Annotated in this window: 15 protein-coding genes; 14 read left to right on the top strand and 1 reads right to left on the bottom strand. The window is 48.8% G+C overall.

Annotated features, from left to right (window positions below; all coding sequences use genetic code 11):
• The first annotated feature begins 52 nt into the window (after positions 1–52).
• The 14 genes from K401_RS0102600 to K401_RS0102525 all read left to right on the top strand — a co-directional run bounded on the left by K401_RS0102600 (position 53) and on the right by K401_RS0102525 (position 18,764).
• The gene (locus tag K401_RS0102600) at positions 53–2,089 is read left to right on the top strand and encodes a beta-galactosidase (protein WP_024291508.1); all 2,037 of its coding nucleotides are present in this window, start codon (positions 53–55) and stop codon (positions 2,087–2,089) included.
• A gap of 219 nt (positions 2,090–2,308) precedes the next feature.
• Complete coding sequence (locus K401_RS0102595) at positions 2,309–4,171, top strand: sigma-54-dependent Fis family transcriptional regulator (RefSeq protein ID WP_024291507.1); 1,863 nt, start codon at positions 2,309–2,311, stop codon at positions 4,169–4,171.
• A 187-nt stretch (positions 4,172–4,358) separates the two neighbouring features.
• Positions 4,359–5,249: a 2-hydroxy-3-oxopropionate reductase gene (garR, locus tag K401_RS0102590; protein ID WP_024291506.1), complete on the top strand. Its 891-nt coding sequence runs from the start codon at positions 4,359–4,361 to the stop codon at positions 5,247–5,249.
• Between the two features lie 45 nt (positions 5,250–5,294).
• Positions 5,295–6,194 carry a dihydrodipicolinate synthase family protein gene (locus K401_RS0102585; protein ID WP_024291505.1) on the top strand — a complete coding sequence of 300 codons (900 nt, stop codon included), beginning with the start codon at positions 5,295–5,297 and terminating at the stop codon, positions 6,192–6,194.
• 84 nt (positions 6,195–6,278) lie between these two features.
• On the top strand, positions 6,279–7,421 hold the full coding sequence (locus tag K401_RS0102580) for a glycerate kinase family protein (protein ID WP_024291504.1): 1,143 nt from the start codon (positions 6,279–6,281) through the stop codon (positions 7,419–7,421).
• A 49-nt stretch (positions 7,422–7,470) separates the two neighbouring features.
• Positions 7,471–8,325: an aldo/keto reductase gene (locus K401_RS0102575; protein ID WP_024291503.1), complete on the top strand. Its 855-nt coding sequence runs from the start codon at positions 7,471–7,473 to the stop codon at positions 8,323–8,325.
• A gap of 45 nt (positions 8,326–8,370) precedes the next feature.
• Complete coding sequence (locus tag K401_RS0102570) at positions 8,371–10,269, top strand: PrpR N-terminal domain-containing protein (protein WP_024291502.1); 1,899 nt, start codon at positions 8,371–8,373, stop codon at positions 10,267–10,269.
• A 190-nt stretch (positions 10,270–10,459) separates the two neighbouring features.
• Positions 10,460–11,788 (top strand): enolase C-terminal domain-like protein, encoded by a 1,329-nt coding sequence (locus K401_RS0102560; RefSeq protein ID WP_024291501.1) that lies wholly within the window; start codon positions 10,460–10,462, stop codon positions 11,786–11,788.
• Positions 11,789–11,925: 137 nt separating this feature from the next.
• Positions 11,926–13,284, top strand: a complete 1,359-nt coding sequence (locus K401_RS0102550) for an enolase C-terminal domain-like protein (protein ID WP_330363127.1) — start codon at positions 11,926–11,928, stop codon at positions 13,282–13,284.
• Positions 13,285–13,345: 61 nt separating this feature from the next.
• Positions 13,346–14,935, top strand: a complete 1,590-nt coding sequence (locus K401_RS0102545; RefSeq protein WP_024291499.1) for an ABC transporter substrate-binding protein — start codon at positions 13,346–13,348, stop codon at positions 14,933–14,935.
• 37 nt (positions 14,936–14,972) lie between these two features.
• Entirely contained in the window at positions 14,973–15,893 is a 921-nt protein-coding gene (locus tag K401_RS0102540) for an ABC transporter permease (RefSeq protein ID WP_024291498.1), read from the top strand.
• Between the two features lie 11 nt (positions 15,894–15,904).
• Positions 15,905–16,759, top strand: coding sequence for an ABC transporter permease (locus tag K401_RS0102535; RefSeq protein ID WP_024291497.1), 855 nt, complete (start codon positions 15,905–15,907; stop codon positions 16,757–16,759).
• Between the two features lie 20 nt (positions 16,760–16,779).
• Positions 16,780–17,751 (top strand): ABC transporter ATP-binding protein, encoded by a 972-nt coding sequence (locus K401_RS0102530; protein WP_024291496.1) that lies wholly within the window; start codon positions 16,780–16,782, stop codon positions 17,749–17,751.
• On the top strand, positions 17,748–18,764 hold the full coding sequence (locus K401_RS0102525; RefSeq protein WP_024291495.1) for an ABC transporter ATP-binding protein: 1,017 nt from the start codon (positions 17,748–17,750) through the stop codon (positions 18,762–18,764). The genes K401_RS0102530 and K401_RS0102525 overlap by 4 nt, the downstream gene beginning before the upstream one ends.
• Positions 18,765–18,814: 50 nt before the next feature.
• Here the strand turns inward: K401_RS0102525 and K401_RS0102520 are convergent, their stop codons facing one another.
• Positions 18,815–19,708, bottom strand: coding sequence for a LysR family transcriptional regulator (locus K401_RS0102520; protein ID WP_024291494.1), 894 nt, complete (start codon positions 19,706–19,708; stop codon positions 18,815–18,817).
• Positions 19,709–19,879: the final 171 nt, after the last annotated feature.

Genomic DNA, 19,879 nt, shown 5'->3' with positions numbered 1-19,879 from the left:
AAAGGCATGGACGGTAATAAGGAAACAGTGATAACGAAAGGAATAGAAAAGTATGAAAAACCTTGGCATTTGGCACGGCGGGGATTACAGCCCTGAGCAGTGGCTTGATGAGCCTGAGATCTTAAAAAAGGATCTGGAATATATGAAAAAGGCCGGAATCAATACGGTAACCATGGGAATGTTCGCCTGGTCCTTCCTGGAGCCGGAGGAGGGAGTATTTGACCTTTCCTGGCTAAAGGAACGGGTAGATATTCTCTATAAAAACGGGATATCCACCATCATGGGAACTCCATCCGGCGCCCGTCCCAAATGGATGGCTGACCGGTACCAGGAGGTGCTGCGGGTGGATGACACAGGAAGACGCCAGCGCTTTGGGGGACGGCACAACCATTGCTGCACCTCTCCTGTGTACAGGGAGAAAATAAAGACGGTCAATGAAAAGCTGGCGGAGCAGTTCGCCTCTCATCCCGGAGTACGTATGTGGCATATCTCCAATGAATACGGCGGGGAATGCCACTGTCCCTTGTGTCAGGACGCCTTCCGGAAATGGCTGGAAAAAAGGTACGGAACCATTGAACGCTTAAACCGAAGCTGGTGCACAGCCTTCTGGAGCCACGGCTATCAGTCCTTTGATCAGGTGGAGAGCCCCTCTTCCATAGGAGAGACCATGGTCCATGGCTTAAATCTGGACTGGAAGCGGTTTGTGACGGATCAGACCATGGATTTTGCCCGGTGGGAGGCCGCCTCTTTGCGGGAAGCCGGTGCAAAACAGCCTGTCACCACCAATTTCATGTATGACTATCAGGGACTTAATTACCGGAAGCTTTCTCAGGCAGTGGACGTAATTTCCTGGGACACCTATCCTTTATGGCATAAGGAAAAGGAAATCCTTACGGCCAGGGACAACGGAATGCAGCATGATTTTATGAGAAGCTTAAAGAAGAAGCCTTTTCTCCTCATGGAATCCTGCCCAAGCAGCACAAACTGGCAGGGAGTCAGTAAGCTGAAAAAACCAGGACTTTTAAGACTGGCCTCCTGGCAGGCCGTTGCCCATGGGTCGGACAGCGTCTTGTATTTTCAGATACGCCAAAGTCCGGGAAGCTGGGAAAAATTTCACGGGGCTGTCATCGACCATTACGGAAAAACAGACACCAGGGTGTTTGAAGAGGTCAGCCTCATAGGAAAAGAGCTTGCATTTCTGGGAGAATTGGCCGGAACCGGAGTACGGCCCCAGGCGGCCCTGATCTATGACGTGGAAAACCGGTGGGCAATGGAGGACGCACAAGGTCCCAGAAATAAAGGGCTATATTATCATGAGACCTGTGTAAAGATTTACAGCGCCATTAAAAAGATGGGATTTAACGTGGATGTAATTACTATGGAGGACAGTCTGGAGGATTACCGGCTTGTGGCGGCTCCCATGCTTTACCTATACCGCAGCAAAATTGAGGAGAAAATGGAACGGTTTGTCCGAAGCGGCGGACAACTGGTCACTACCTATTGGTCCGGAATTGTGGATGAATCAGACAGATGCTTTTCCGGTGGGGTTCCCCATGGGCTGAGAGAGGTGGTGGGGCTTCGCAGCACGGAAATCGATGGTCTTTATGACTGGGAGCGCAATTATATGGTTCCTGCATCCGGGGAAAAAGGGGAACGGTATGAGTGCCGCAATCTCTGTGATCTGGTGAGGCTTGACGGAGCAGAGGCTCTTATGGTATATGAAAATGATTTTTATAAGGGATATCCGGCCCTTACAAGAAATCACTATGGAAAGGGAATGGCCTATTATGTATGCGCCGATGGAGAACAGGATTTTTATGATGATTTATTCTGGAAGGTGGCCTGTGAAGCCGGAATCAAACCTCTTGTGGAAGGGCTGATCCCGGAAGAGGTTGAAGTGACTTCCAGGGAATCGGATCAGTATGAGTATCTGTTTTTGCAGAATTTCAGCCGGCAACCTGCTGTGCTGGAACAGAAGCTTTTAGACAGCCTGTCAGATGGAAGGGGGCTGCTTGGGGAGATTTCGGGAAAAGGCGAAATAGAACCATATGGAACGGTGATCATAAGAAGAGATCTGCACCGGAGCTGAGGCAGCTTTTTGACTCTTTTGGTTTATTTCTTAATTGCCAGGCATGTTAGTTTATGCTAAACTTTTCTTAGAAAACACCCTGCGGGTATCCCTTTACACCCGATGCCCGATAAAGCGGGGAAGGCACTAAAGCGGGGTAGGCTCTGTCCAAAAAGCGTGGACAGTAATAAGGAAACAATTATGTTTAAAGGGCGCGGCGTTCGCTTAAGAGGAATTCACATGGGAAAAATTGCATTGCTTGTATCCAGGGAAGAAATGCTGCATCAGACGCACAATATTCTCCAGGAAAAAAAATACGAGATCAGTGATATGCGGGTAATTAAAACGGAAGATGCTGTTTCCGAGGCAAGGCATTCCATCGGGGCCGGGGCTTCCATTATCATTGCCAGAGGGCTTCAGGCCTCCTTAATCAAGCAGTATACGGATATTCCGGTGGTGGAAATCGTTATCACTGCCCAGGAAATGGCCCTTCTGGTCAATAAGGCAAAACAGATTTTAAAGAAAGAAAATCCTGTCATCGGCGTTGTGGGGTTCCGGAATATGTTCTGCGATATGTCCTATTTTGATATCATTTATGGAATTGAAATGAGGACCTATTTTGCAGATAAAAGTCATTTGCTTGAGGATATGACAAAACAGGCTATAGGGGATGGGGTGGACTTGATCATTGGAGGAGATACGGCAGTGGGAATAGCCGGAGAGGCCGGGATCCCGTCCCTGTTTTTATCCAATACCGAGGATTCCTTAAGAAATGCCTTGTCAATGGCCGAAAGCATGGATTATGCCATGGGAGTGGAGAAGCGCAGTGCAGCGCAGATGGAAACGCTTTTGGACCATTCCTTCAGCGGCGTTGTAAGGCTTGACGCTTCCGGGTTCATTCTGGATTTAAATCCAATTATGGAAAATATTCTGGGGCTGAAAAAAGATGAGGTATTAGGAAAGGCTGCCTGTGAGGTATTTCCGGAGCTTGGAAAAGACTATGGGAAGGAATCCTATTCCCTGTTTATGGAGATCAACCGCACCTCTGTTTTTGCCGTTGTGGCCCCGGTGGTCATTGACCAAAGGGCAGAGGGAGCCATTCTCACCTGCCACCGCATGAAAAAACGCCGGCTGGCGGAATCGGATTCCAGGGAAAAGGGCCATTTAAGAGGCTTCATTGCCCTGGGGGAATTTGAGGATATTCTTCAGGAATCCCAGGCAATGGAGGAATGCATACGCCTGGCGAAGCTGTATGCACTTTCGGAAAAAGCGGTCTTGATTGAAGGGGAGGCTGGAACAGAAAAGCGCCTACTGGCCCAAAGCATCCACAACGCAAGCCTGCAAAAGGGAGGCCCGTTTGTGGCATTGTCCTGTGATGGGCTGGGGGATGAAGGGCAGCTTGACATGATCTTTGGAGATAAGGGAGCGGTCGCCCAGGCAAAGGGAGGCACTCTTTTGCTGGAAGAGGTGCAGTGTCTAACAAGAGCCAATCAATACCGTCTATGCCAGCTGATCCGGTATAAAAGCCGTCTTGGTAAAGACGGGGCTAGGTATCCTGGGGCTGATGTAAGGGTTATGGTCACCACTGATGTGCCTTTGTCAGACTTAGCCGGAGATGGGGCAATACGGGAAGATCTCTATTATCTTCTGAGTGGTTTGACGGTGCGTATCCCTCCTTTAAGGGAACGGAAAGAGGATTTGGAGCGGAAGCTGACGGAAAGCATCAGAGACTGCTGCGAACATTATTCCAGATTTCATGTACTGACTCATGGCGCCAGGAAGCTGCTGCTTGATTACCCCTGGGAGGGAAATTTATTTCAGGTGGAGAGCTTTTGCGAACGCCTGATCCTTACGGCCAAAAAGCGAAGTCTTGATGAAGGCTTTGCAGAACAGGTTTTAGGGGAACTGTATCCCCGGCCCTTAAAGGCGGGCTGGGAAGAAGAGGGAGAGGAAAATGACCGGATCATGCCTGTTCCGGAAGAAGCAGAAAGGATTGCAGAGGCTCTTTTAAGGTTTGGAGGTAACAGGGAGGAGACGGCAAAAGCCCTGGGTATCAGCAAGGCGACCCTGTGGAGAAAAAGAAAGAAGTATCATCTGGAATAGTAGATTGAAATAATAATGAAACGAATTTGAGATAAAATTGAAATAATATGAGGTTTGTACAGGAAACAGCTTTACATTAGGTTAATCCGCCCATAGTAATATCCTTCCATTTTTTCTATAATCAAGACAGTGATGGGAAAGTCCATCGGTTGCTGAAAGACAGTATAGGAAAGAAAGGAAGAATCATATGAAAATCGGATTTATTGGATTGGGAATCATGGGAAGGCCTATGGCAAAGAACCTGGTAAAGGCAGGACATGAGCTGGTTGTTTTTGATTATAACAAGGAGGCTGTGGCAGATTTAATTTCCTGCGGTGCAACGGAAGCGGCAAATGGTAAGGAAGCGGCTTCTCAAAGTGAGGTGGTCATCACCATGGTGCCCAACTCTCCCCATGTAAGAGCAGCAGTTTTAGGAGAGAACGGAGTTGCAGAAGGAGCAAAGCCAGGCACCGTTGTCATTGACATGAGTTCCATTGACCCTACGGAAAGCAGGGCCATCGGTGCTGAGCTGGAAAAGCAGGGAATTGAGATGCTTGATGCGCCCGTATCCGGCGGAGAGCCAAAGGCCATTGACGGAACCTTATCCGTGATGGTGGGCGGCAAAAAAGAATTATTTGATAAATATTATGATATGCTCATGGTAATGGCCGGCTCCGTGGTATATGTAGGCGGACTTGGCTCCGGAAATGTGGCCAAGCTGGCAAACCAGATGGTGGTTGCCGTGAATATTGCGGCAGTATCCGAGGCTCTTACCTTTGCAAAAAAAGCCGGAACTGATCCGGAACTGGTATATCAGGCTATCCGCGGCGGCCTGGCAGGCTCCACGGTTATGGATGCAAAAGCGCCCATGATCCTTAACAGAAACTTTAATCCGGGCTTTCGCATTGAGCTGCATATTAAGGACTTGAACAATGCGTTAAATGCTGCCCATGCCGTCAGTTCACCGGCTCCATTGACCGGGCAGTTAATGGAAATCATGCAGGGGCTTAAAGCGGATGGCTTTGAAAAGGAGGATCACTCCAGCATCGTCAAATATTATGAGAAGATTGCCAATACAACTGTAAAACCTGGGAAATAAAACCTGGGAGTATAAATGAGCAAAAAATGTGAAGCTGGAGGAACCATGAATACAGATTTTATAAAAGGAGTTATTGTCCCAATTCTCACTCCCATTGATGAGAATGAGAGGATCGATGAAGCAAAATTAAGGGATCAGGTGGATTACGTTATTAACGGAGGCGTTCTGGGAATCCTGGCCTTTGGAAGCAACGGAGAATTTTATGTGGTGGAAGAAGACGAGATGGAGCGGGGCTTAACCATCATGATCCATCAGTCCGCCGGCAGAGTTCCCGTATACTTTGGCATTGGCGCCATCAGTACGAAAAAGTGCTGCCGCCTGGCAAAGATGGCGGTGGAAAACGGAGCAGCTGGAATTTCTGTTTTGCAGCCAATGTTTTTAAAACCAACGGAGGAAGAGCTGTATCTGCATTTTAAAACCATTGCAGAAGCTGTTCCCCAAATACCTGTCCTTCTTTATAACAACCCTGCCCGGGTGGGATACACTCTGTCCGGAAATCTGGTGGAGCGTCTGGCTCAAGAGGTCCCCAATATTGTGGGTATGAAGGACACCAGCGGGGACATTACCCAGACAGCGGAATTCATCCGAAGGACCCGCCATAAGGGCTTTAAGGTTTTTGGAGGAAAGGATACCCTTCTGTATGCTTCCATGTGTCACGGTGCAGTAGGAGGCGTGTGTACTGCGGCTAATTTTATGCCGGAGCTGATTACGGATGTTTACAATAAATACGCTGCAGGCGATTTAAGCGGTTCCCTGGAAGCCCAGTTTAAGCTGAATCCGGTCCGTTTGTCCATGGACCCTGCAAGCTTTCCCGTAGCTGCAAAGGATATGGCAAATCTAAGGGGCAGAAATGTAGGGCTTCCCTATAAGCCCAATCTTGCGACCCCGGAAGGCCCTGTATTAGCCCGTATTAAAAAGGAAATGGAGACAGCAGGGCTTCTCTAATTCATAGGATCAGTAGACAGGCGGGCGGCTGTGAAAGGACGCCGGCCTGTTTTGCACATACATAACAGAAAGGGGTATCATATTATGAAATTTTTATTTGCATCTGATTCCTTTAAAGGCTCCTTATCATCTGAAAAAATCGTGGAAATCCTGACGGAATCCGCGAAATGCATATTTCCTGACTGCCAGTGCCGGGGCGTATCCGTTGCCGACGGAGGCGAGGGGACCGTGGAAGCGGTGGTTCATGCCATGGGAGGAAGCCTCCGTTGTGTTTCTGTTCACGGGCCATTGATGGAAGAGACAACCGCAACCTATGGGGTATTCCAGAACAGCCATGCAGTCATTGAGATGGCTGCAGCCTCCGGCCTTCCCATGGTTCCGGCTGAAAAGAGAAATCCTCTTCATACCACTACCTATGGAACAGGAGAACTGATAAAGGATGCCCTGGACCAGGGATACCGCAATATTTCCATTGCCATTGGAGGAAGCGCCACAAATGACGGAGGAATGGGAGCCATGTCAGCCCTTGGGGTGCGATTCCTTGATAAGGAAGGAAATGTTCTGACCGGATTCGGTGAGGATCTTGGAAAGGTTCACAGCATTGATGGAAAGGGACTTCATCCGGCTGCAGCAGAAACAGAGTTTACGGTGATGTGCGATGTGACCAATCCTCTTACAGGACTGAACGGAGCCACCTATACCTTTGGTAAGCAAAAAGGGGGCACCCCGGAAATCCTTGAAAGACTGGAAAAGGATATGGAGGCATACGCAGGAAAACTGCTGGATCTTACGGGCATTGATGTCAATCAGATTCCCGGCTCAGGAGCAGCAGGCGGTCTTGGGGCTGCCTTAAAGGTCTTTCTTCATGCAAATATGAAGTCAGGAATTGAAACAGTCCTGGATCTCATTGAATTTGATTCGCTGCTGGAGGGAGTGGACTTAGTCATCACAGGGGAAGGCCGTATGGACTGGCAGTCTGCCTTTGGAAAGGTGCCCAGCGGAATCGGAATGCGCTGCAAGGCAAAGGGGATTCCGGCTCTTGCAATTGTAGGCGGGCTGGGAGAAGGCGCAGAGAAGATCTATGAGTTTGGCATTGAAAGCATCATGACAACCATACAGGGAGCCATGTCTGTGGAGGAAGCCATAGAACGGGCCGAAGAATTATACCGGAGCGCGGCCGACCGGACCTTCCACATGCTGCGCACAGGAAGGAAGCTGAATCCGTAAAAGGCTGCAGGCAGGAAGCATTGATAAAGAAGGATTGGAGGAGTGGCAGATGGAGAAAATGGTAGCATTACCCGATGGAACCCTGGTGCCGGCAATCGGACAGGGCACCTGGCTCCTTGGGGAGCAGAGGGGAAAACACGAGAAAGAGGCAGAGGCTCTTAAGGCGGGAATTGATGCAGGGATGACATTGATCGATACGGCTGAAATGTATGGAAACGGAAAATCTGAAGAACTGATCGGAGAAGCCATATCCGGCTATGACAGGAGCGGTCTGTTTCTGGTATCCAAGGTCTATCCTCACAATGCAGGAAGAAAGCATATATTTAAGAGCTGTATTGAGACTATGAAACGCCTGAATACGGATTATCTGGACTTGTATCTGCTTCACTGGCGGGGAAGCATCCCTCTGGAAGAGACGGTGGAGTGCATGGAGCAGTTGAAAAAGGAGGGAAAGATCCTGGGCTGGGGCGTATCCAACTTTGATACCCATGACATGGAAGAGCTGTGGAGGGTTCCGGGGGGAAAACAATGTGCGGTCAACCAGGTGCTTTACCACCTTGCGTCCAGAGGCATTGAATATGATCTTCTTCCCTGGATGAGGCAGCATAAGGTTCCTGTTATGGCTTACTGCCCCCTGGCCCAGGCAGGAGATTTAAAACAAGGGCTTTATGAGAACCAGGTTTTATCTGCGATCGGGGCTGCCCATGGGTGCAGCATTTCCCAGGTGCTGCTGGCCTTTGCCATCCGAAACGGTGATATCATTGCCATACCCAGAACCGGAAAAAAGGAACATGCCATGGACAATGCAAAAGCAGGGGAACTGGAACTGACCGAAAAAGAATTTTCGGAGCTTGACCGGGCCTTTCCTGCGCCAGGTAAAAAGGTGTACTTAGACATTGTGTGAAAAGCCTGTCAAAGGGCTTATTGGGGATAGGAAGTGGGGACAGCTATGGAACAGATCGGGATCCTTCTGCCCAGGCAGACCATTCTGGAGTTTGCGGAAAATGTGCTGAAAAGAGAGGGAATTGAAGTACAGGTCTTAAAGGTAGTGGAAAATGCAAATGCTGTGGTGGAGGCACAGGAAGCCCTGGCAGCAGGAGTGCGCATTATTATTGCCAGGGGCCTTCAGGCCACCCTCATTAAAGAGAATACCAACATCCCTGTAGTGGAAATGCCTGTCACCATCAGGGAAATCGGTATGATGATACGGAAGGCAAAGGGGATGCTGAAAAAAGAGCATCCCTTAATCGGTATTGTTGCATTTAAAAATATGTTTGACAGCCTGGACCACTTAGACGAATTATTTGACTGCACTCTCCGTTTTTATGAGCTGAAGGCTCTGGAGGAGACACGCATGAAAGTGAGCCAGGCGATTGCAGACGGGGTGGATTTAATCATCGGGGGAGTGAAAGCCAATCAGACGGCTTTTGAGATCGGTTTTCCAAGCCTGTTTGTGGAAACAGGAGAGGAATCCATCCGCAGTGCTCTTGGTTTGGCCATCCACATGATAGACTTAGCAAAGATGGAAAAACAAAATGAGGCCCAGATCGAGACCTTACTGGATACTTCCTTCAGCGGAATCATTAAAATCAACGCTTACAAAGAAATTGTGACCGTGAACCGGGTGATCGAGCAGATAATGGGAAAACCTGCTTCAGAAGTGGTGGGATTTCCCATTGATAAGGTGATCAGGGGGATAGATACGGAAGGCATCGAAGGAATTTTAAGGGGAAGTGAGGAGCTTTATTCCACCTCATTTTCCATTGGAGACCAGCCCCTGATGGTGGTGGGAGCGCCGATTCAGTATGACGGACATTTCAGCGGGGCCATTCTGACCTGCCATAAGATGAAGGGAATAGAAAGAAGGGATCCTGAGGCGGCAGGGGCCAAGCTGGCTAACGGATACATTGCCAGCCGCAATTTCGGCCATATCCTGCGGGAATCTCCGGAAATGAAGCGGTGCATCAAGCTGGCCAGATCCTATGCCGTATCCAAAAGCCCTGTGGTGATTTTCGGCGAGACAGGAACGGAAAAAGAGATACTGGCAGAAGCTCTCCACAACAACAGCCCCCAAAAGGGAGGCCCTTTTTTAAATATTAACTGCGGCTCCTTATCCCCTCAGGAGCAGAGAGAAGTCATCTTCGGCTTTTCAGAGGAAAGCAGGAAAGGGGCCTGGGAGAAGGCTGCTTATGGAACGGTCCTGCTTCAGGAAGTGGATAGGCTGTCCTTAGAGACCCAATATCTCCTTTATAAGGCTGTCCATGATAAGCTGTTCTGGTGCAACAATTCCATGGTAAAACGGGCCCTTCCGGTGCGGCTTATGGTCACCACCTCAAAGGAGCTGACCCTGCTGGTGAAGAACGGCCTGTTCCGGGAAGATTTATATTTCCTTCTTTCTTCCCTTAAGATCGAGCTGCCTCCCCTTCGCAAGACCAGGGAAGACATTTCCAGACTGGTCCGCCTGTATCTGGATCGGTTCAATGCTGCCTATTCTAAATATGTGGAAATCAGTGCGGCCGCTTTAAAGGCCATGGAGGAGTATTGTTGGGAAGGTAATTTACTTCAGCTGGAGGTTTTTTGCGAACGCCTGATTCTCTCGGCTCACCGCAGACGGGTGGAGGAAGGGATGGTGAAAGATCTTTTACAGGAGCTTTATCCCCTGGTAAGAGAGCAAAACGGAAGAATTCAGACCATAGTGCTAAAGAATCCTGATGCAGTCCGCATTGCGGCGCTGCTGGATAAGCATCAGGGCAACCGGGCCATGGCGGCGGAGGAACTTCAGATCAGCACCACCACCTTGTGGAGGAAGATGAAACGGTATGGGATCGGAAGTAAATATGAGCTGTAACAGGAGGGAACTTCTGTTTATTGAAAGAGATTGCAATTTTTTTGCAATCTTTTTTTCATTATTGGAAGGAAAAATAAAGGCTACAAGAGAAGGGGAATAAGGTTGGTATTTCTGTCAATAGATGGAGTCCTGAAATAAGGTTATAATTCACCATAAGGTTAAAAAGGGATGAAGAAAAGGAGATATCACAATGACACCAATCATCACAAAAATGGAAGTTTATCCTGTAGCCGGAAAAGACTGCATGGAACTGAATTTAAGCGGAGCCCATGCGCCGTTTTTTACCAGAAATATCGTAGTTCTTCATGGGGACAACGGCGAGACAGGCGTGGGGGAAGTGCCGGGAGGGGAGAAAATCACCCGTGCTTTATCAGAGTGCGTTTCTCTTGTAGAGGGCACGAAAATAGGGGAATATAAAAGCACATTGTTAAGGGTAAAGGCTTACCTTGAAACAAGGGGAGAAGAGGATGTAAGGGGAAATCAGACCTTTGATCTGCGCACAGGAGTCCATGTGCTGACGGCCATTGAAGCGCCCTGCCTGGATCTTCTTGGAAAATATCTGGGCGTGCCGGCGTGTGAGCTTTTAGGGGACGGGAAACAGAGGGACCGGGTAGAGATGCTGGGGTATTTGTTCTTTACCGGAGACCGGAATAAAACAGACCTGCCTTATGATTCGGAGCCTGATGCAGAATGGGAATGGTACCGTCTCCGCCATGAAGAAGCCCTGACAGGGGAAAAGATCGTTGCAGCTGCAAGGGCTGCCAAGGAAAAATACGGGTTTAAGGATTTTAAATTAAAGGGGGGCGTTTTATCCGGAAGGGAAGAGATGGAAGTGATCCGGGAGCTGAAAAAGGCATTTCCAGAAGCACGCATTGACTTAGACCCTAACGGCGCCTGGCTCCTTACGGATGCGGTTGAGTATGTGAAGGGAATGGAGGGGATCCTGACCTACTGTGAGGATCCCTGCGGGGCAGAAGGTGGATATTCAGGAAGAGAAATTGTCAGCGAATTCCGCCGCAGGACAGGGTTTCCTACTGCAACCAACATGATTGCGACGGACTGGCGGGAGGTGGGACACGCCCTGGAGTGCCAGGCTGTTGATATCATCCTCGCTGACCCTCATTTCTGGACCATGAGCGGTTCTGTGCGGGTGGCCCAGATGTGCCATGAGTTTGGCTATACCTGGGGCTCTCATTCCAACAATCATTTCGATATTTCACTGGCAATGTTCACCCAGGTGGGGGCGGCGGTTCCGGGGAGATACAACGCCTTAGATACCCACTGGATCTGGCAGGAGGGCTTGGAGAGGCTGACAAAGGAGCCTCTTTTAATCATAGACGGCTGCGTGGAGGTTCCTAAGAAGCCTGGCCTTGGCATTGAGGTGGATATGGAACAGGTGAAAAAGGCTCATCAGCTGTATCTGGATCACTGCCTGGGAGGAAGAGACGATTCTGTGGTCATGCAGTACTTGATTCCCGGCTGGAAATTTGACCCCAAAAGGCCCTGTCTTGTCCGGTAATGGAAACAGGCATGAAAAATTCTAATGATACAATCGGTATTAGCAATTGGATTTATCAGGTTTTCGTTGGTATAATGCATATATCAATGGGCCAGTTGAGAATAAAAATGAGCAATATCGCCAAACGGAGGGATTAAATGGATATGGTACAAAAAGGTACACCAGTTGTAACAGAGATGCAGGTCATTCCTGTTGCAGGGTATGACAGCATGCTGATGACGTTAAGCGGAGCCCATGCTCCCTGGTTTACCAGAAACCTGGTGATTTTAAAGGACAGCGCAGGAAATACGGGAATCGGAGAAATTCACGGGGGAGATTACACTTGTGAAGCATTAAAAAGCTGCGTTCCCCTTGTGGTGGGCCAGTCAATCGGAAAATACCGAACAATATTAAATAACATTCATAAGGCGGCCAGGCGGGTAAAAGAGGATGACGGAGAAGGAATACAGACCTTGGACATCAGCAAGCTGAAATTTGTGGTAAAAGCAGAATGGGCCATTGAGTGCGCGTTTTTGGACTTACTGGGAAAACACTTAGGGCTTCCCATGTGCGAACTGCTGGGAGACGGAAAGCAGAGGGATAAAGTGGAGACCCTGGGTTACCTCTTCTATGTCAGTGATAAGGAGAAGGCCCGGGAAGGCCTTGATTATCTGGATGAAAGAGACAGCAATGATCCCTGGTTTAAGCTTCGCCGCCAGGAGATGCTGACACCGGAGCGGATCGTGGAACAGGCCCAGGTGCTTCATGAAAGGTATGGATTTGGAAACTTCAAGCTAAAGGGCGGCGTTTTAGCAGGGGAAGAGGAGATGGAGGCGATCTGTGCCCTTAAAAAGTCTTTCCCAAAGGGGCGGATCAACATTGATCCCAACGGAGCCTGGAGCCTAGAAAAAGCCATTGAGATCTGTAAGCCCATGGAAGGAATACTGACTTACATCGAAGACCCCTGCGGTCCGGAAGCAGGATATTCCGGCAGGGAAGTAATGGCGGAATTTAAGAATGCGGTAAACCTTCCCGTAGCAACCAACATGATTGCAACGGACTGGAGGCAGTTTTACCATTCCGCTGCCTTGAAATCTGTGGATATCGTGCTGGCTGATCCTCATTTCTGGGGATTTGGGGGAAGTGTCCGCATGGCTCAGATCTTAAATGACTGGGGTATGACCTGGGGCAGCCATTCCAACAATCATTTTGACATCACCCTGGCAGCCTTTGCCCATACGGCAGCGGCAGCGCCTGGTAAGCCGACCGCTCTTGACACTCACTGGATCTGGCAGGATGGGCAGAATCTGCTGGAAGATACGCCGGTCATTCAGGACGGATATTTAGAAGTTCCGGGGAAGCCTGGCCTGGGAGTCACCTTGAATATGAAACGGGTCATGGAAGCCAATGAGCTGTATAACAGTCTTCCCTCTCATGACAGAGATGACGCCATGGCAATGCAGTATCTCATATCCGGCTGGAAGTATGACTGCAAAAGGCCGGCACTGGTAAGGTAAGCTATTTGCTTTTCGAGAGAAAAGCGGAAAAATATATACATATAAAATGGAGGGGTATTTCATGAAAAAAAAGAATTTGAAAAAAAGAGTACTTTGTCTGGCGCTCTGCTTAAGTATGGCACTGATGAGTGGCTGCGGGGGAGGTGGAGGCGCAGCTTCCGGCGGAACCAATGGTTCCCAGAAGGCGGCAGCAGAATCCAGATTTGTGTTTGCGGGACCCAATAACATCACCCAATGGGATCCGCTGAATGAGAACAAGACAAATGCTTATATGCTGTCCAAACTCACCTATAACACCCTGGTGAATCCTTACGGGGAAAATAACTCCATACAGCCGGAACTGGCTACAGAATGGAGCGTATCTGAAGATGGGCTTGAGTGGACCTTTAAGCTGAGAGAAGGTGTGAAGTTCCACAACGGAGAAGATTTCAACGCGGATTCGGTGGTGGCGACCTTAAAACGGCTGATTGATAATCCCACTCTGGTCCATGCGGCTTTCTGGCCCTCACTGGAAGGCGTGGAAGCCAAAGACACCTATACGGCTGTGATTGAGCTGAAGGAACCATGGGGAGCGTTGTTGAACCAGCTGATTGATACTCCCATGTTTCCTCCCAAGGCACTGGCAGAAAAAGGGGATGCCCTCTTTGAGTTTAACGAGACAAACAAACCAATCGGAACCGGTCCCTGGATCGCCGACAAATGGACGCCCGGACAGGATGCGGAATTCATCCGCAACGAGGATTACTGGGATTGGGGCGATGACAAGAGCAACGTTGACCGGATCATATACCGTCCGGTCATTGAAGATACCACACGTGTTTCCGGCATCCAGACAGGCGATTTGGATATGATCGATGCAGTGCCCGTGGAACAGGCTGACATGCTTTCCGGTGTAAAAGGGGTAAAGGTGGAAAAGATTTTAGGTTCTGCCATTGTTCATCTGGGATTCCGATGTGCAGACGGACGGATCTTTGAAGACTTAAATGCCAGACAGGCAGTGAATCACGCATTAAACAGAGAGCTTCTGGTGCAGTCCATTGCAGGAGGCGGATCGGCAAGTGACTGGCCCTGTCCGGAAGGAGTCCTGGGATATGATAAGGAAAATGCCAAGATTCCGGAATATAACGTAGACATGGCAAAAGACTTACTTTCTAAAACTTCCTATGCAGGAGAAGAAATATCCTTTATCGCACCGACCGGAGTATTTGCAAGGAATAAAGAAGTGGCTCAGGCAGTTCTGGCAATGCTTACGGACGCCGGATTTAAGGTGAATTTAGAAATCATGGAAAATGCGGCTTTCCAGGAGCGGCGGGCTGCGGGAAATTATGATTTATACATTCAAAGATATCCCTATCCGGCAGGCGATCCGGACTCTGTCATCACCCAGAGATGGTTAAACGATGCCCATAAGTCAGGGTATGTAAACGAAGAGATGAATGAAAAGATCATGGAACAGAAACGGGAAAGCGATCCGGTGAAACGGGAACAGCTTTTAAAGGAAGTATTTGCCATTGAGTGGGCCCAGGCAGCACCTCATCTGTCTCTTTACCAGCAGGTGACGACCCTTGCATACCGGGAAGGCATTACAGGCTTAAAGGTCCGGATCGACAATGTATTTGACTATTCCAGAGTGTCAAAAGCCGCAAAATAGTGGGTAAAGGGCACACATCTTGAAAGGGGATACGGTTTTGCTGAAATTTATATTGAAACGTTTGGGATATACGGTTTTTGTCCTGTTTGGGGTATCCATCTTAACCTTCGGGCTTTTAAAGCTTACACCAGGGTCCCCGGCCCGTCTGATGCTTTCCGATGATGCCACAGAGGAACAGATCAGAGAAAAGGAAATAGAAATGGGCTTAGACCGTCCGCTGACCATACAGTATGTCAGTTACATAACAGGAGTTGTAAAGGGAGATTTAGGAGATTCCTTATTTTATAAAATGCCTAATTCCACCCTGATCTTTCAGAGGTTGCCGGCTACCGCGTATTTAACGCTGGTAGCCATGGGAATCGCTTTGCTCATCAGCATCCCCATGGGGATTATAGCGGGAGTGAAGCGGGGATCTGTCATAGACTTGTTTGCCATGATATTTGCCCTTCTGGGGCAGTCCATATCAGGTGTGGTATTAGGACTTATCTTTATTCTGTTTTTTGCGGTCAAGCTCGGTTGGCTGCCGGCCATGGGATACGGAGGCTTTGCATTTGTCATCATGCCGGCCACCTCTCTGGCCATGCAGATGGCGGCTCTCATTACCCGTATGCTGCGGTCCGGCATGGTGGATGTGCTCCAGGAGGACTACATTACAGCAACCTATGCAAAGGGAATCAGCAACCGGGAAATTACAATGAAATATGCCTTAAGAAATGCAATTCTTCCGGTTATTACGGTGGTGGGCCTTCAGGTGGGGACATTCCTGGGGGGAGCTGTGGTAACGGAACAGATATTTGGCTGGCCGGGAATCGGCACCCTGACGGTCCAGGCCATCGGGCTTCGGGATTTCCCACTGGTGCAGTCCATTCTTTTGGTAATATCTGCATGCTTTGTACTGGTCAACCTGCTGGTGGATATTATTTATACCATTGTTGACCCGCGTATGGACTTTAACTAAGGGGGATTGGAATGAGCAGACAAGAATTATTCAGAAGAATGCGCAAAAGTAATTTTTTCGTCATAGGAGCAGTATTGGTCTCCTTTATTATTTTCATATCGTTGATTTCTCCCTGGGCAGCGCCTCACGATCCCATTGGCTCGGACTTAACTCTCCGGTTAAAGATGCCTGACGGTCTATCCAAAGGCTGGAGCGGTTATATTTTGGGAACAGATCCTCTTGGACAGGATATTTTATCCAGGCTCATGGTGGGGAGCAGGGTTTCTCTGTGGATCTCTTTTTCCGTGGTCATTGCAACGGCCATCATCGGCACCATTCTTGGAATTATATCCGGATTTTTCGGAGGGATCATTGATACGGTCATCATGAGATTCAGTGATATTCAGGTGTCCATTCCCCCCATGATCCTGGCCGTTGCGGTTATGGCGGTACTGGGAAACACCACCAACAATCTGATCCTGGTCCTGGTGTTTACAAGATGGGTGCAGTATGCCAGAGTGGTGCGGAGCAATGTTATGGGAATCCGGAATATGGAGTACATTCACGCCTCCCAGGTTTTGGGTTCCTCCAAGAGAAGGATCATGTTCACCCAGATTCTTCCCAATGTTCTGACACAGCTGATCATTGTCATGAGCCAGGAATTTGGCCGCACCATCCTGACTGAGTCTTCCTTAAGCTTCTTAGGTCTCGGTGTTCCTGCCCCTGCCCCTTCCTGGGGAGTTATGATTGCAGACGGAAGAGAGTATCTGGCAACGGCTCCTTGGGTGGTGGTTGCACCTGGAGCAGCGCTTATGATCGCAGTGCTTGCATTTAACTTTTTAGGCGACGGTGTGCGTGACGTACTGGACCCGAAGAATAAGAATTAACCACGAAAGGGAGAATCCAGATGGAAAAATTAATTGAGATCAAAGATTTCTCAGTAAAATTCGAGACGGGCCGTGCCGTAGCATATGCACTGAACGGGGTTAATCTTACAATCGGCAGGGGAGAAGCTCTTGGTCTGGTTGGAGAATCAGGCGCCGGTAAGACGACCACAGCCCTGGGAATGCTCAACTTAATTCCCCAGCCGGCCGGCAAGGTTACGGGCGGAGATATCCTGTATGAGGGAAAATCTGTATTTAAAATGTCCCAGAAAGAGCTTATGGACATGAGAGGCGACAAGGTAGCCATGATATTCCAGAATCCTCTTACGTCTTTAAATCCTGTATTTACCGTAGGGGAACAGATCGGCATGGTTTTGCAGAAACATAAGAATTTAAGCAAAAAAGAGGCCGTCAATGAGGCCGGCAAGCTGTTAGAAGTGGTGGGTATAGCCAAATACCGGGTCAATGATTTCCCCCACCAGTTTTCCGGAGGAATGAGGCAAAGGGTGGGCATTGCCGCAGCCCTGGCCTGCAACCCTTCCCTTCTGATCGCAGATGAGCCTACCACGGCTTTGGACGTTACCATACAGGCCCAGATCCTGGAGCTGATGAAGGAGCTTTTGGTCAAGTATGACAGCTCCCTGCTGATGATCACCCATAACCTGGGAATTATAGCGGAGATCTGCAACAATGTTGCAGTCATGTATGCTGGAATCATTGTGGAGTATGGTTCTGTGGAGGAGGTATTCACCAATCCCTCTCATCCCTATACCATCGGCTTGTTCGGCTCCATTCCCAAGCTGACTGGACCAAGGGAAAGGCTTGCTTCCATTCCGGGAACAGTGGCAAACCCGGAAAAGCTTCCCTCAGGCTGTCCTTTCCATGAACGGTGCGGGGAGGCGTCGGGCCGGTGTTCGGAACATTCGCCCAGAATGTTTCAGATCGGTGAAAATCATTATGTGGCGTGCCACAAAGCCGGGGAGGTGAAAAGATGAAACCTCTGATTCAGGTTAAAAAGCTTAAAAAATATTTTGAAATCAAGGGAAAGGGCCAGCTTCATGCTGTGGATGACATTTCCTTTGATATCTACCCGGGAGAGACCCTTGGTCTGGTAGGAGAGTCCGGATGCGGAAAAAGCACGGTTGGAAATGTGATCATGAGACTCCATAAGCCAACGGGAGGAGAACTGATTTACGGGGAAAGGGATGTATTTAAAGCATCGGGAAAGCAGGAAATGCTGGAGATGTGTTCCAAAATACAGATTATTTTCCAGGATCCCTATTCTTCCTTAAACCCCCGGAAAACCATCCGATCCATATTAAAAGAGGCTTATAAGATCCATAAGATCGGCTCTGATAAGGAAATGAATGAGAAAATAGAAGCCCTGTGTGATGACTGCGGGATTTCCAAGGATCTGCTGAACAAATATCCTCATGAGCTGGACGGAGGAAAACGCCAGATCGTGGGAATTGCCAGGGCATTGTCCTTATCACCGGAATTCATTGTCTGTGATGAACCGGTATCCTCCCTTGACGTATCCATTCAGGCAACCATCATCAATCTGCTCATGGATTTACAGAAAAAAAGAGGCTTGTCCTATCTCTTTATTTCTCATGACTTATCGGTTGTGCGCCATATTTCAAACCGTATTGCCGTCATGTATCTGGGCCAGATCATTGAAAGCGCGGAAACCGACGATATCTTTCAGAATGCCGTACATCCTTATACCATAGCTCTTTTATCGGCCATTCCAAAGGTGGAGATCGGCAAAAAGGTGTCCCGCATCGTTTTAAAAGGGGATGTGCCAAGCCCGCTCAATCCGCCGGAAGGCTGCCGGTTCGCACCAAGATGCTGGATGGCAAAGGATATATGCAAAAAAGAAACCCCTGTCCTCCAGGAAACAGGAGAAAAGGGTCACTGCGTTGCCTGTCATTTCTGGGAAGAATCCAGGAAAACAGCTGAGAAGGAACAGGCTGCAATGGAAAAGGCGGAAATGCTGCCAACATAATTTTTAATAAAATGCCCTGTGGCCTTGGAAAATTCCAGCCATAGGGCGTTTTATTGGAAATAATTTTTTATATTTTCGCAGAAGCTGGCTCCGGCCTGATTTAAGATCCAGTTTTTTCTGGTCACAAGGGCATTGAACCTGGTGAGCCGGGGAGAAACGGAATAATAGGCCACCCGCTCCCGTTCGCTGGCGCAGGATTCTCCGATAAAGGTGACCCCGATCCCCATGGCAACCATGCTTCTGGTTGTGGATATGCTGTTGGTTTCGCATACGGTTCGTGGGATCCAGTTGGCCTTTTCAAACACGGCATCAGTAAGATAGCGCAGAGTGGAGCCCTTTTTGGAAAGCAGGATGTTTTCATCTCCGAAATTCTCTTCAAATTCTTTGATTTTTATGGGACTGCCCGGATTTTTTCTCCGGTAAGGATGGCCGGCCGGAATGGAAAACAATACTTCTTCCTCCCGTAGTATGGTGACCTGATCAGGGGAAAAAGGCTCTGTGGTATTGAGCGCCATGATTCCGCAGTCAATGCTTTCTTCCAATAAAAGCTTTGTGAGATCTGGCAGACCGGTTTCTGAAATCTCAATGGTAACCTCGGGATAGCGGGTTTTAAAGGCAGGAATGATCTCCACCAGCATTCTCAGACCGAATTGGGAGGTGACTCCGACCGTAATGTGGCCCCGGTTATCCAGGTTTTGTATGTTTTGGTAAAGGACATTTTTGATGGATATTACCTTTTCGGCGGCCTGGATATAAAGCTGGCCTGCAGGGGTCAGGGATAAGCGGCCTTTGCTCCGGTAAAAAAGAGGCGTGCCAAGCTCGCTTTCCAGCTTGGAAAGATACTGGCTTAAGGTGGATTGGGAGACAAACAGCTCTTCAGCGGCTTTTGTCATATTTTGTTTTTGGGCAATGGTCAGAATATAACTGAGATAGCGGGTATCCATGGCAAATTCTCCTCTTCATGGCGGAAAGGTTCAGGGTGTGGGTTACATAGATGGTCGCTGAATAAAATTATACCATAACCCTTATGGAATGACAATTCTGTATCTAAATCCATGTTTTATATGAATCCCTGTCTGTTAAAGGAGTTTGATGGCACGGAGGCATGAAAAAGA

It is taken from the genome of Lacrimispora indolis DSM 755 (genome assembly GCF_000526995.1).
Lineage (GTDB): Bacteria > Bacillota > Clostridia > Lachnospirales > Lachnospiraceae > Lacrimispora > Lacrimispora indolis.
The sequence above is the reverse complement of the archived record's forward strand: the minus strand, read 5'-3'. Positions and strand labels throughout refer to the sequence as shown.